Origin of the sequence: Acidovorax sp. Root568 (assembly GCF_001427445.1) — a bacterium.
Classification (GTDB): domain Bacteria; phylum Pseudomonadota; class Gammaproteobacteria; order Burkholderiales; family Burkholderiaceae_C; genus Acidovorax; species Acidovorax delafieldii.
The window spans coordinates 486676-499403 of the sequence record NZ_LMGP01000010.1; the positions used below are offsets into that span (position 1 = coordinate 486676).

At 62.6% G+C, this 12728-nt stretch carries 13 protein-coding genes; 7 read left to right on the plus strand and 6 right to left on the minus strand.

Annotation, left to right across the window (positions count from 1 at the left end):
• Position 1: 1 nt before the first annotated feature.
• The 3 genes from ASD75_RS08805 (at position 2) to ASD75_RS08815 (ending at position 2975) form a co-directional block, all read left to right on the plus strand.
• A complete protein-coding gene (locus tag ASD75_RS08805; protein ID WP_056744829.1) occupies positions 2 to 1102 on the plus strand; it encodes an ABC transporter ATP-binding protein in 1101 nt (366 codons plus the stop codon).
• Positions 1103 to 1161: 59 nt separating this feature from the next.
• Positions 1162 to 1869 carry an HAD family hydrolase gene (locus ASD75_RS08810; RefSeq protein ID WP_056744831.1) on the plus strand — a complete coding sequence of 236 codons (708 nt, stop codon included), beginning with the start codon at positions 1162 to 1164 and terminating at the stop codon, positions 1867 to 1869.
• 149 nt (positions 1870 to 2018) lie between these two features.
• Positions 2019 to 2975 (plus strand): AEC family transporter, encoded by a 957-nt coding sequence (locus ASD75_RS08815; RefSeq protein ID WP_056744833.1) that lies wholly within the window; start codon positions 2019 to 2021, stop codon positions 2973 to 2975.
• Positions 2976 to 3002: 27 nt separating this feature from the next.
• Here ASD75_RS08815 and pdxH read toward each other — a convergent pair whose 3' ends face one another.
• A complete protein-coding gene (gene pdxH, locus ASD75_RS08820) occupies positions 3003 to 3644 on the minus strand; it encodes a pyridoxamine 5'-phosphate oxidase (RefSeq protein WP_056744835.1) in 642 nt (213 codons plus the stop codon).
• Positions 3645 to 3747: 103 nt separating this feature from the next.
• On the opposite strand from pdxH, the gene ASD75_RS08825 reads away from it, so the two are divergent.
• The 4 genes from ASD75_RS08825 (at position 3748) to ASD75_RS08840 (ending at position 7758) form a co-directional block, all read left to right on the plus strand.
• Positions 3748 to 4320 (plus strand): TetR/AcrR family transcriptional regulator, encoded by a 573-nt coding sequence (locus ASD75_RS08825; protein ID WP_056744837.1) that lies wholly within the window; start codon positions 3748 to 3750, stop codon positions 4318 to 4320.
• A 146-nt stretch (positions 4321 to 4466) separates the two neighbouring features.
• A complete protein-coding gene (locus ASD75_RS08830; protein ID WP_056744839.1) occupies positions 4467 to 4928 on the plus strand; it encodes a (2Fe-2S)-binding protein in 462 nt (153 codons plus the stop codon).
• Positions 4929 to 5033: 105 nt separating this feature from the next.
• Positions 5034 to 7226: a molybdopterin cofactor-binding domain-containing protein gene (locus ASD75_RS08835; protein ID WP_369817470.1), complete on the plus strand. Its 2193-nt coding sequence runs from the start codon at positions 5034 to 5036 to the stop codon at positions 7224 to 7226.
• A gap of 196 nt (positions 7227 to 7422) precedes the next feature.
• The gene (locus ASD75_RS08840) at positions 7423 to 7758 is read left to right on the plus strand and encodes a hypothetical protein (protein ID WP_056744843.1); all 336 of its coding nucleotides are present in this window, start codon (positions 7423 to 7425) and stop codon (positions 7756 to 7758) included.
• Between the two features lie 218 nt (positions 7759 to 7976).
• Here the strand turns inward: ASD75_RS08840 and ASD75_RS08845 are convergent, their stop codons facing one another.
• The 5 genes from ASD75_RS08845 to ASD75_RS08865 form a co-directional block, all read right to left on the minus strand.
• The gene (locus ASD75_RS08845) at positions 7977 to 8804 is read right to left on the minus strand and encodes an ankyrin repeat domain-containing protein (RefSeq protein ID WP_162251088.1); all 828 of its coding nucleotides are present in this window, start codon (positions 8802 to 8804) and stop codon (positions 7977 to 7979) included.
• 591 nt (positions 8805 to 9395) lie between these two features.
• A complete protein-coding gene (locus ASD75_RS08850; RefSeq protein WP_056744848.1) occupies positions 9396 to 9836 on the minus strand; it encodes a hypothetical protein in 441 nt (146 codons plus the stop codon).
• Between the two features lie 284 nt (positions 9837 to 10120).
• On the minus strand, positions 10121 to 10360 hold the full coding sequence (locus tag ASD75_RS08855) for a hypothetical protein (protein ID WP_353937056.1): 240 nt from the start codon (positions 10358 to 10360) through the stop codon (positions 10121 to 10123).
• 2 nt (positions 10361 to 10362) lie between these two features.
• On the minus strand, positions 10363 to 10776 hold the full coding sequence (locus ASD75_RS08860) for a hypothetical protein (protein ID WP_056744850.1): 414 nt from the start codon (positions 10774 to 10776) through the stop codon (positions 10363 to 10365).
• Between the two features lie 610 nt (positions 10777 to 11386).
• Entirely contained in the window at positions 11387 to 12622 is a 1236-nt protein-coding gene (locus tag ASD75_RS08865) for an alpha-hydroxy acid oxidase (protein ID WP_082564948.1), read from the minus strand.
• Between the last annotated feature and the right edge of the window lie 106 nt (positions 12623 to 12728).

Sequence of the window (12728 nt, forward strand, 5' to 3'; positions counted from 1 at the left end):
GATGCCCGTGACGGCCCCCTCTGAGACACCTGCCGCGCATGGCATCGAGTTCCGGGATGTCAGCAAGCGGTACGGCTCGTCACCCGGCGCCCCGCTGGTGGTGGACCACATCAGCTTCAGCGTGCCGCGCGGCACGCTCACCACCATCCTTGGGCCGTCGGGCTGCGGCAAGACGACCACGCTGCGCCTGATTGCCGGGCTCGAATCTCCCACATCGGGCCGCATCTTCATCGACGGGCAGGACGTGACCCCCCTCGGCCCGGCGCAGCGCAACGTGAGCCTGGTGTTCCAGAACTACGCGCTGTTTCCGCACATGAATGTCTTCGACAACGTGGTCTACGGCCTGCATTTGTCGGGCCTGGGCAAACAGCAGGTGCGCGACAAGGCGCGTGCCATGCTCGACACCGTGGGCCTGCACGGCCTGGACCAGCGCAGGCCGCACGAGCTGTCGGGCGGGCAGCAGCAGCGCGTGGCCCTGGCCCGCGCGCTGGCGCTGGAGCCTGCCGTGCTGCTGTTTGACGAACCCCTGTCCAACCTGGACGCCCGCCTGCGCCGTTCCATGCGCGAGGAAATCCGGGCCCTGCAACAGCGCCTGAAGCTCACCGTGGCCTATGTCACCCACGACCAGTCCGAGGCCCTGGCCGTCAGCGACCAGATCGTGGTGATGGACCGGGGCGCCATCGCCCAAAGCGGCGTGCCCAGCGCGCTGTACGAGCAACCGACCTCCGAGTTTGTGGCCGGCTTCATGGGCGAGGCCATGCTGTTCGCGGCCCAGAACCACGCGCCCAGCCCGGGCAGCAATGCAGCCACCGGGTATGCGCAGCTGGGCCCGCTGCGTGTGCCGTCACCCGCCGCACTGTCCGCAGGCCCGGTCAAGATCGCCGTGCGGCCTGAGGCCTGGGTGATCGGCCCGGCCACATCGGCGGGCCTGGCCGCGCGGGTCACCCGCTGCACCTATCTGGGCAGCGTCATGGAATACACCTTTGCCAGCGCCCTGGGCGCCATTTTTGTGGTGTCGCCCCTGGTGGAGTTGCCGCTGGATGTGGGGGCCCCGGTCAGCCTGACGCTGGCAGACCACGGGGTGTCCGTCGTGGCCGGATGAGGCGGGCGGCGTTTGCCCGTCACGCGCCACGCCGTTCACTGATACTTTTTTGATGAGCGATGCCCTTGGACTACACCGTTGCTGTTTTTGATCTGGACAACTGCCTGATGGATGCCCGGGCGGTGGGGCCCTTGTTCGAGCCCGCTTTCGAGGCTGTGCGGCAAGCCAACCAGGGCGCGTTGAGCCCGGACGCCCTTGAGCAAGCGCTGCAGGCCTGCTGGTTCACCGCGTTCGACCTGGTGGCTGAGCGCCACCATTTCACGCCCGCGATGCGCGCGGCGGGGTGGCAGCAGTTCAGCCAGATGGAGGCGAAGGCGCCGTTGCGAGGCTACGCCGACATCGAACTGCTGCCCCGCATCCCGCTGCGGCGCTACCTGGTCACCAGCGGCTTTCGGCGCCTGCAGGACAGCAAGATCGATGCGCTGGGAATCCGCCCGTGGTTCGAACAGGTGCTCATCGACGCGATTGACGCACCACCCACCGACGCCGCGCATGGCAAGCAGGCCATTTTTGAGCAGATCCTGGCCCGCGAGGGCTGCGCGCCCCGCCAGATGCTGGTGGTGGGCGACAACCCCTTGTCCGAACTGTCGGCCGGGCGCGCCCTGGGGGCCACCACCGTCCAGACGGTGCGGCCGGGGGTCGAACCCTGGCCTCTGGCCGACCACCGGGTGGAGGGGCTGCAAGGGCTGCTGGCCCTGCTGTCGGAGGATGCGCCCCGCGCCGCGGCAGATACGCCCCCAGCGGGCCCAGGCCGGGGAATTGAATGAAATCGGCGTCAAGCGCTACTGGAATATGCGCTAATAGCTATTGAATATGTAGCAAAACGCGGGTGTGCGGTGGGCGCAGCACGCCGAGTCGGCAGGGATCATGGGAGACAATCGGCGCCCACCTTTGCCGACCTGGCGCGCTTTTCTCCGTGAACTCTCCTGTCTTCACCTCGCTGATCCCCGTCATCCTGTTCATCGCCATCGGCTTTTATGTGGGGCGGCGTGGCTGGATTCGTGCCGAGTCCGTCAAGGACCTGGCCAACCTGGTGTTCATGGTGCTCACGCCCGCGCTGCTGTTTCGCACCATGAGCACGGTGCACATCGAAGACCTCAACTTCGGCCCCGTGGGCATCTACTTTGTGGCGTTTGGCGTGGTCTACGCCGCCACGCTGGCGGTGCAGGGCTTCAACACGCTGGGCGCCGCCCGGGCGCTGGCCAACACCTTCAGCAACACGCTGATGATCGGCGTGCCGCTGGTGGGCCTGGTGTTTGGCGATGCGGGGCTGGTCACGCTGTTCACCCTGATCTCGGTGCATTCGCTCATCCTGCTGACTGCGGCCACGGTGGTGTTCGAACTGGCGGCCGCGCGCGAACACGCCGGGCGCCCGGGCGGCGTGCAGCAGCCCATGTGGCGCACCGTGCTGCAGGCCATCCGCAACGGCATCGTGCACCCCGTGCCGCTGCCCATCATTGCGGGTCTGCTGTTTGCACAAACGGGACTGGTGGTGCCCGAGGTGGTGGGCAAGCCCCTGCAGCTGCTGGGCCAGGCGCTGGGGCCGATTGCGCTGCTGCTGGTGGGGGTGACGCTGGCGTTCACCAAGGTTGGCCACCAGTTCAAGGCTGCGCTGCGCATTGCGCTGGTGAAATGTGTGGTGCACCCGCTGGTGCTGGCCAGCATGGGCTGGGCGCTGGGCCTGTCGGGCATGCCGCTGGCCGTGATGATCGTGGCAGCATCGCTGCCCGTGGGAGCCAACGTTTTCTTGTTCTCCCAGCGCTACCGCGTGGCAGAAGAAGAGGTGACCGCCAGCGTGGCGGTGTCTACCGCGCTGGGGCTGGTGACGATGCCAGTGGTGATTGTGGCTGTGACGCGCTGGGTGGCGGGCTGAGCTAACGGCCCAGGACCCTAGTTCAGGTCAGGGCGCCAGCCGCTCCCGCACCCATTCGCCCGCGTCCAGCCGGTAGCGCAGCCGGTCATGCAGGCGGCTCTTGCGCCCCTGCCAGAACTCCCACTGGTCGGGCTTGAGGCGGTAGCCGCCCCAGTGTGGAGGGCGGGGTGGCTTAAGCATGAATTGCGCCCCGTATTTGGCCGCGTTGGCCACCAGCACGCTGCGGCCTGCAATGACCTGGCTTTGGGGGCTGGCCCAGGCGCCGATGCGCGAATCCAGGGGGCGGCTGCTGAAGTATTCGTCGCTTTCCTCGTCGCTGACCTTCTCCACCACGCCTTCGATACGCACCACACGCTCCAGCTCCACCCAGTGAAACTGCAGCGCTGCAAACGGGTTGCCCGCAATCTGGCGGCCCTTGCGGCTGTCGTAGTTGGTAAACCAGACAATGCCGCGCTCGTCATAACCCTTGATGAGCACGATGCGTGTGCTGGGTCGCAGGTCGCTGCCCACGGTGGCCAGGGTCATGGCGTTGGGCTCGGGCACCTGGGCGCTGATGGCTTCTTTGAGCCACTGGTCAAACTGCTGCAGGGGGGCGGCGTGCGAGGCGTCTTCGTTGAGTTCAGCGCGCTCGTAGCTCTTGCGGAGGTCGGCGATGGAGTTCGTGGTCATGGCCACGATTGTGCATCCCCCGTACGATGTCGCTTTGCGCCAGGACATGTGCAGTGGGTTTTGATAGTGGTCGAATTTGTGTTCGTTTATATTCCTGGTTCCGATGAAACCCAAAGATGACGAGAAACAGCGCGCCATTGCCCAGGCCACCTTTGAACTGGTGGCCCAGCGCGGCCTGAGCGGCCTGACCCTGGCCGACATTGCCCGGGCAGCGGGTGTGGCCACGAGCACGCTGTACGTGTACTACCCGTCCAAGGACGAACTGATCAGCCAGCTGTACCAGGATGCCAAGACCGTGACGGCCGCGCGCATCATGAGTGGGATAGAACCTGGCATGCCCTACCGCGCACGGGTGCGCCGCGCCTGGGGTAATCTGCTGCGCCATCGGCTGGACCAATACGCCGAGGTGGTGTTCCAGGAGCAGTACTACAACTCGCCCTGGTTCACCCAGGGCAACCGCGAATTTTCGACCCGGCTGATGGCGGGCTTTTTTGCGCTGATGGAAGAAGGCCAGCAGCAGGAGATCCTCAAGGCCGTGCCCATTCCGCTGCTCACGGCCAGCCTGGTGGGCTCGGTGCGCGAGACCGGCAACCTGATCCGCACCCAGGTGCTGCCCGATGACGAGGCTGTGCACCAAATGGCGTTTGGCCTGTGCTGGGACGCCATCAAGGCGTAAATCGTGCTGCTGCAGAAACTCGAATTTTGCGGTTTAATCGAATAGTTATTCTCTTAAAACAACAAAGCGGCTTGATGTCTGCCCGCGCCGCCCTACCGATTGCGCTGTGCTTTTGAGCGCTGACCTTCATCCCAAGGAGTCCCACGATGCCCACCCTCAATATCAACGGCAAAGACACGGCCGTGGATGCCGACGAATCCACCCCCATCCTCTGGGCCCTGCGCGACACGCTGGGCATGACCGGCACCAAGTTTGGCTGCGGCCAGGCGCTGTGCGGTGCGTGCACCGTGCACCTGAACGGCGCGCCGGTGCGGTCCTGCATCACGCCCATCTCGGCGGCGGCAGGCCAGAAGATCACCACCATTGAAGCCATTGCCGCCGACGACAAGGTGGGCAAGGCCGTGCACGCCGCCTGGGTCAAGCACGACGTGGCCCAGTGCGGCTACTGCCAGAGCGGCCAGATCATGAGCGCCACCGCGCTGCTCAAGGGCAAGAAGAAGCCCTCCGACGCCGACATCGACGCTGCCATGGCCGGCAACGTGTGCCGCTGCGGCACCTACGTGCGCATCCGCGCCGCCATCCACGACGCTGCCAAGACCCTGGCCTGATTGAAGGAGACCTCCATGCACTTCGAACCCCATGCCCTGCAGGGCCAGGCACAACATTTCATGCCAAAACACCTCCAAGCGATAGTGGATAAAGCGCAGGGCGCTATGAATTCAGGAGCTTTTGATGCGTCGGAAGGTGTGGCTCGCCGCACCTTCCTCAAGGTGTCGGCTGCCTCGGGCTTTGCGCTGGGCGCGTTTCCCCTGGTGTCTGCTGCTCAGGGCGCAGCCTCTGCGGCCCCCGCTGGCCTCAAGCCGCACGAACAGCCCTCTGCCTTTGTGCGCATCGATGCCGATGGCACCGTCACCGTCACCATCAATCGCCTGGACTTTGGCCAGGGCGTGCAAACCGGCCTGCCCATGATCCTGGCCGAGGAGCTGGATGCCGACTGGAGCAAGGTGCGCAGCGTGCACGGCGACGCCAACCCGGCCTACGCCGACCCCGCATTTGGAATGCACCTCACCGGTGGCTCCAACTCCATCAAGAACTCGTATACCCAGTACCGCGAGCTGGGCGCGCGCACCCGGGCCATGCTGGTTTCGGCGGCGGCCGCCCAGTGGGGCGTGGACGCGTCGGCCCTGCGCACCAGCAACGGCTTTGTGGTCGGCCCCGGTGGCAAGAAGCTGGGCTACGGTGCACTGGCCGAAGCCGCCATGAAGCAGCCCGTGCCTGAAAAGGTCGCACTCAAGGACCCCAAGCAATTCCGCCTGATCGGCAAGCCCACCGGGCGCCTGGATGCCAAGGCCAAGTCGAGCGGCCAGCAGGACTACGGCATTGACGTGCGCCTGCCCGGCATGTTGACGGCCGTGGTGGCCCGCCCGCCCGTGTTTGGCGCCAAGGTGAAGTCCCTGGACGACAGCGCCGCCAAAGCCATCAAGGGCGTGAAGGCCGTGCTTCGCGTGCCCACCGACCGGGGCGGCGAGGGCGTTGCCATCGTGGCCGACGGCTACTGGCCCGCCAAGCAGGGGCGCGACGCCCTCAAGGTGGAGTGGGACACCAGCGCGGTCACCAAGCCCGACACCGCCGCGCTGCTGGCGCAGTACCGCGAACTGGCCGCCAAGCCAGGCAATGTGGCCATGCAGGCCGACATGGCGCCGCTGGCGGGCGCACCCCACAAGATCAGTGCCGAGTTCGTCTTCCCGTACCTGGCGCACGCGCCCATGGAGCCGCTCAACTGCACCGTGAAGCTGGACGGCGACAAGGCCGAACTGTGGATGGGCACCCAGATGCCCGGCCTGGACGCGATGGCCGCCGCCAAGACACTGGGCCTGCAGCCGCAGAACGTGAAGGTCAACACGCAGATGGCCGGTGGCGGCTTTGGCCGCCGCGCCATCCCCACCAGCGACTACGTGGTGGAGGCCTGCGGCGTGGCCAAGGCGGCCCACACCGTCGGTATCAACGCGCCCGTGCGCACGCTGTGGAGCCGCGAAGACGACATCAAGGGCGGCTTCTACCGCCCCATGCACGTGCACCGCGCCGAGATCGGCTTTGACGCCAAGGGCAAGATCCTGGCGTGGGACCACACCATCGTCGGCCAGTCCATCACCAAGGGCTCGCCGTTCGAGGCCTTCATGATCAAGAACGGCATTGACGCCACGGCCATCGAAGGCATGAAAGAGCCCTACGACGTGCCCATGAAGCTGTCGGTGCACCACCCGGACGTGAACGTGCCGGTGCTGTGGTGGCGTAGCGTGGGTTCTACCCACACGGCCTACGCCATGGAGACTCTGATCGACGAAGTGGCCCGTACCACCAAGCAGGACCCTGTGGCGTACCGCCTGGCCCTGATGGGCGACAAGCACCCGCGCCACAAGGCGGCGCTGCAGCTGGCCGTCGCCCAGTCGGGCTACGGCAAGAAGAAGCTGGCCGCCGGCCGCGCCTGGGGCGTGGCGGTGCACGAGTCGTTCGAGTCGGTGGTGGCCTATGTGGTCGAGGCCTCCGTCAAAGACGGCACGCCCAAGCTGCACAGCATCACGGCCGGCGTGCATTGCAACCTGGTGGTCAACCCCAAAAGCGTGGAAGCCCAGGTACAAGGCGCCGCGCTGATGGGCCTGGGCACCTGCCTGCCCGGCGCAGCCATCACGCTCAAGGACGGTGTGGTGGAGCAGAGCAACTTCGGCGACTACGCCGTGCCCCGCATCACCGACATGCCGCAGGTGACGGTGCACATCGTGCCCAGCGCCGATCCGCCGAAGGGCATGGGCGAACCTGGCCTGCCACCGCTGGCACCGGCGTTTGCCAATGCCATCGCGCAGATCACGGGCAAGACGCCACGCGAGCTGCCGTTCAAGCTGGCTTGATAAAGCTTGTTGGAATAAGAGCGCCGGGTTTGGGAAAGCCCGGCGCTTTTTTTACGACCCATCCATCTGCTTCAGGTCGGTGTCCGACCATAGCATTGCTCTGGTTGTGTTTTGGCACGCAGCTTTCGGCCAGGAGCTGTCGCTCAGACGACTCATTTCACGTAATGCTCGCGGGTCGTGGATCAAGGAGGTTTCAATGCTGCAGCAATATGAAGAACTCGCAGTACTAGATCAGGGCGAGGATGGTGCAATCGTCTCGATTCGCGGCCAGGATGGCCCCTCGATTGTTTTAGGAGCGGGATATCTACATCACTTGGATAAAGTCTTGGCCGCCGCTATGTGTGACATCGAAGTAGGGGCGACGGGTCAAGGAGTTAAGTTGCTGTGCGCGGAGATTCACACCTTGCTTGCCGCGTATGAAGAGACCCAAAACAAGTTCTATGGCAAGGGGGCACCCAACTCTTCTCGCTCCATAGCAGAGGCCATCCGTGAGCTTCGAGAAATGCGCGAACAACTTGATCAGTTGCGTTAGGACGGGCCATAGAGAGCAGCACGATTGAATTGCAATCTAGTTCTCACTATCTGGAGGTGCTTTGGTGTCTGCCGTGGGCCTGATAGCGTCCTTCGCCGTCGGGCAGAATTCGGCCAGAAGCAGTCGGTGGCGGCTAGCGAAAGCGGACGCTCAACGTCGAAATTCAGTCGACGCCGAAGGCGGTCGGCTGCAACGAACAGTTAGGCATGCACCATGTTCTACCGACGTATTGACGCGGAGTTTTCGCGCAATCGATATTCGACTGTGATCGCATCGAGTTCACGTAGAAACGCTTGGCCTACGTCATCATTGTGGTTCATCAGCACAAACTCTCTTATCGGGGGATAGCCCGCGATCTTCGCCTTTTCCGCGCGAGCCCCATATTGGTACAGCACGCCGAGTAGCTGCTTGCGCTTGAGTTCGATGTTTTCATAGTCCCGTCGGGTAGCTAGGCGGTACAGCGCGCTCCCATTGGGGTTTGCTCCTCTGCGAAGCAGCGCTTCCACAATAGCCAGTTTTGTCGACGAAGAATCCATGGCAACGGATAGCGGCGTGACGTACGAGTCGCGACCGTCACCATTTATCTTGTCGCCCGCTTTGAGAAGCAGAGCGACGGCTTCATCAGCATCGTCAGGTTTACCGTCATAGAAGATCAACTCCTCCAACGGTGAAAATTGCTCACTTTGCGAAGTGCGGTGGCGTGAAATCTTGGCCCCATGCTTCAGGAGGAGTTTCAGGACTTCGTTTCCCTGTCCGGGGTGCCGCGCAGCGGCAGCTAGCGGCGTGAACCGGCCCAAAGCGAAATTTGCGCTAGCGCCGTGATCCAGCAACATTCGCACGAGCGTTGTATTGTGGGCTCGGATAGCGAGTATGAGCGGCGTTCGTTCGTCAAACTCCACATTGACCCGAGCGCCCGCCTGAAGCGCCAATTTGATGCCCGCCATCTGTCCGGCATCGATAGCATGCATCAGACTCGTTCCCCAGCCACGCTCGCCTTTGGAAGGCCTATTTACATCCGCGCCCAGTTTCACAAGCAACTCGAACATGGCTTGATTGGTATGCTGCTCTTGGCAGCGGCTTGAAATTGGCTTGATCGAGACCGCTAGAGCTTCCGCCCCCAAGCTAGGAGGGAGAGTGCCCAATTGCCTGACTTGCTCCTCTACCAGTGAAACGTCTCCCTCCGCCACAGTGTCCAGAAAAGCTGATCCGTAAGTGAACCTGCATGGCGGTGACGAGGCGTGCAGCTTCAGGGTCATCAGAAGCGCAGCAAGAAAAATAGTTAGGCGAGAGAAAGTCATGCCAATCGAAGGGAATGAATTGCGTGGCAAGAGAGGGGATGCTCACGGCTAATGTGGCGTGGACGGCAATCTATCCGCGGCTGTCTAACGTGATGTATCCTGCAAAACCTGCGGGATATTCTGGACACTGATTCCTCCTGAAAATAGCTTGCAGATTGGGCTTGCGGTCAGTGCGCTGTTCAAAAGCACAGGTATGAAATTTCCGACGAACCCGGCAGGCATCAACTTAGCAAACTATAGCTTGCCAGTAGGCAGGCACCGGGCAACTTAGACAGCGCGGTTTGGCCGGCAGCTTTGGAGTAGTTTCGTCCACCGGCTGCTTTGGGCCCTAAGCCGACATTAGGGCTTCCGATAGCGCTTGTGACGTTGGCGGTGGATTTGCAGATCGTCGGACATCGATTTCGCCCTTCCGGCGCCAAAGATGGAAACCCAGCCTGCAAACAGGGAAAGCCCTGCGGGGAGAAGAATCGCCGCGAGACCCATACCATCTCGCGCCAACTTGAAGGCCATCGCGGCAAGTACCAATGCAATGCCCCCAATCAGCAGGCGCCTCGCCCAAAGATATGTCACGTACATAAGGCGCTCTGCACCAGAGACAGGCTCGTTAGAGTCTAACTTGTCTTCAAAGAACGCCTGCCAGAAGACCCAGAAAATAATGGGAGCCAGCAGTATTGCGAAGAACGCTCTCTCCCCATCCATCAAAAGCCAGGCAGAGAGAGAGATCAAGACGATGCCTACTGCAATAAGAACTCTACGCTCCATAACTTGCCAACGCTCCATGCCTTCTCCTAAATGAATGGGTGAACGTCTGCTCTTAGCCGAAAGTACTCATTCGCGTGCGGACGCCCTATGTCCGCAATCAGCCTACAGCGGTATCCGATCTCTCTCAACACCTTTGTAATCCAGAAAATGAAGACGCTTCAATTGCCGTGCTTGGAAAGCATGCAAATCGGGGCAGGACCCGTGGCCAATTCTGCTTTTAGATTGCGGAGATTGTTTTGACAATCATCGCCTGTTGTGCGCGGTCGCCAATGGTGGGTGTTGCGCCATGTGCGTGGCGGCGTTCAATACTTTAGATTCACCCCCAGATCGCCCAGCTTTTTCGCAAAAGAGTCCCTGCGTTTTGCCGCCTTTGCCGCTGTTTCTGTGGCGGCTTGTATCGCCTTGGGGCCCTTGTTCGCAGCCGCTTGGATCAGTCCGAACTTGTGAGCGGCATCTGCCTCGGCCCGCTTGAATGTGGCAATCAGTTCAGCATGCGCAATGGTTGGATTCACATCGGCTCCCTTATCAATCAGCGCCGTCACGCTTAAATTTGGACGTTGGTGCGAAGCAAGGCCGTTTTCAATTCGCGCGTGGCCGGTTTGGAAATATCCACCTTTTGCACCGCCAGATCGAACGAAGAGCCTGGCTTGATGCTGGTGGGCAGTATCTTTTTGGCTGGAAGCTTGGCAGGGTAGGTGCCTTTACCCGGACACATGCGAACGGAAAACCCGAATTCTTCGAGCAGGCCTTTTGCATACAGCTCCGCCAATTGGTGAAACGATACGAAGGTGGAGCGTTTCACGTCTTTGAGTCCGGGCTGGCTGACGTCGCGAACGAGCTCGAATTTGCCCAGTGAATCGCGCTGTGTATCAGTGAAAGGATGCAGCAAGAAAGCCTGACGAACGCCATCCTTTTTAGACACCAAAGTGTGCTCGACGGCTATATCGATTAGCAGCATATTTTTTTATCTCCGCGAGTTGCAGTTTGCTTGGCCGAATCAGCTGGGGATCCTCTGCATGAATCGAGCGGTAAGTGTGCGCTGTGGATCGGGATGGGCTGCAAGGCGCAAAGCGCAGCAATAGCCGTAGCTATTGCGAGCATTTGCAACGCGGCAGACCGCCCGAGTCCGCAGATGCGCACGGCGCGGTGATTTGTTCAGAGGATCCCTGGTGCCACCCAAAGTCGCAGATTTTGTTTTCAAACCCAGTCACTGGGGTGCACGAAGCGGCCAAAAATCACCCGCGGGGCGAGGACTTTAACTGAAGGGCCCCCCATGGCAGTTCCATAGTGCGCGGCAAACGGAACGGTTCGGGTCAAAAACTGCCTGCCAATGGTGGTCGAGTGAAAGTTCGAAATCAGCCTGAGGCTGTCCGTGACGCTGCAGACCAACCCTATTGAATGAAAAGTGCTACTAGCGCTTTGTGGATAAGCGCTGGCAGCTATGAATTTTGAAGTGATCGACAGAGGAGCGTTGGCGGCGCTGCCATCACTTCATTTCAAACTGCGCTGATTGCACTTTGCTCCCCAGCTTGATCAGGCACCCGCAGTGAAGCGTGCGCCGCAGTCCTCTACGGTGCTCGGCGGTCCATGAGATGCTCTGGCCCCAGCGCTGCGCAGGAGGTGGCGCCCAGCATTGCCAAGTTGCGGTCCACCTCGGCGCGCAATAGATCGATGGCCGCTGTAACGCCTGCCTCGCCGTCCACTGCTGCTGCGTAGTTGAAGGGCCGCCCCACAAACACTGCCTGCGCGCCCAGCGCCAGGGCCTTGATCACGTCGGTGCCCCGGCGGATGCCGCCGTCCAACATTACGGTCATGCCGCTGCCAGCCTGCTCGGCAATGGCGGGCAGCACTCGCAGCGGGGCCACGGCGCCATCGAGCTGGCGACCGCCGTGGTTGCTGACGATGATCCCGTCCACCCCGTGCTGGCGGGCGAGGGCGGCGTCCTGCGGGCTGAGGATGCCCTTGACCACCAGCGGGCCGCGCCACTGGCGGCGGATGTGGGCGATGTGGCTCCAGTCAAAGTGGTCACGCGCGGCAAAGTCGCGCTGTACACGTGAGGACAGGATGGGCGCGCCGCGCTCGGCAAACGAGTTTTCAAAATGCGGCATGCCGTGGTGTGCCAGCGTGCGCAGCAGTGTGCCTGCCAGCCAGCGCGGGCGCACCATGCCGTCCCACGCCAGGCGAAGGCTGGGGCGCAGCGGGGTGGAGAAGCCCGCGCGGATGTTGTTCTGGCGGTTGCCCGCCACGGGGATGTCCACCGTCACTACCAGCGTCTGCACACCGGCCGCGATCACGCGCCACAGCAAGGCATCGATGCGTTCGGGGGTGCCGGGCAGGTAGGCCTGGAACCAGGTGCCGGGGGCGGCGGCCATCACTTCTTCCAGCCGGATGAGCGAGCTGCCGCTTTGCACAGCCGGGATGCCCGCCGCTGCCGCCGCACGGGCGAGCACGATGTCGCCCCGGTAGGCCGATAGCGCCGCGATACCCATGGGCGCGATCCCGAAGGGGCTGGCGTAGCGCTGGCCAAACAGGGTTACGCCCTGGTCGCGTTGGGCCACGTTGCGCAGCACGCGGGGGACGAGGGCGATCTCTCGGAACGCCTGGCGGTTGTCGTCCAGGGCCAGGTTGTCTTCCGCCGCCCCGGCCACGTAGCCAAAGATAGGGCGGGGTAGCACGCGACGGGCAGCGGCTTCAAAGTCGTCCAGCGACAGCAGATGGGCCGTGCGGCCACTGCGATGCGTTCCGTTGAAGGCGCTCCAGGCATTGGTGGCGGGCTGTTGGGGCGTGGTGGACGGGGTGGGCATAGCGTGATTCCAGGCAAGAGCAAACAAGGGCTGGAAAGCAGTGTCCTGAAACCGCAATAATCAAGAAAGCGAATTTATTGCTAATTATTTGTTCGCCAAATTGAAA

Excerpts from the sequence above, each read along its gene's own strand:
- ASD75_RS08865 (WP_082564948.1), bottom strand. The coding sequence starts at position 12,622 with ATGCCCACCCCGTCCACCACGCCCCAACAGCCCGCCACCAATGCCTGG.
- pdxH (WP_056744835.1), bottom strand. The coding sequence starts at position 3,644 with ATGACCACGAACTCCATCGCCGACCTCCGCAAGAGCTACGAGCGCGCT.
- ASD75_RS08845 (WP_162251088.1), bottom strand. The coding sequence starts at position 8,804 with ATGTTCGAGTTGCTTGTGAAACTGGGCGCGGATGTAAATAGGCCTTCC.
- ASD75_RS08810 (WP_056744831.1), top strand. The coding sequence starts at position 1,162 with ATGCCCTTGGACTACACCGTTGCTGTTTTTGATCTGGACAACTGCCTG.
- ASD75_RS08850 (WP_056744848.1), bottom strand. The coding sequence starts at position 9,836 with ATGGAGCGTTGGCAAGTTATGGAGCGTAGAGTTCTTATTGCAGTAGGC.
- ASD75_RS08805 (WP_056744829.1), top strand. The coding sequence starts at position 2 with ATGCCCGTGACGGCCCCCTCTGAGACACCTGCCGCGCATGGCATCGAG.
- ASD75_RS08835 (WP_369817470.1), top strand. The coding sequence starts at position 5,034 with ATGAATTCAGGAGCTTTTGATGCGTCGGAAGGTGTGGCTCGCCGCACC.
- ASD75_RS08825 (WP_056744837.1), top strand. The coding sequence starts at position 3,748 with ATGAAACCCAAAGATGACGAGAAACAGCGCGCCATTGCCCAGGCCACC.
- ASD75_RS08830 (WP_056744839.1), top strand. The coding sequence starts at position 4,467 with ATGCCCACCCTCAATATCAACGGCAAAGACACGGCCGTGGATGCCGAC.
- ASD75_RS08840 (WP_056744843.1), top strand. The coding sequence starts at position 7,423 with ATGCTGCAGCAATATGAAGAACTCGCAGTACTAGATCAGGGCGAGGAT.
- ASD75_RS08860 (WP_056744850.1), bottom strand. The coding sequence starts at position 10,776 with ATGCTGCTAATCGATATAGCCGTCGAGCACACTTTGGTGTCTAAAAAG.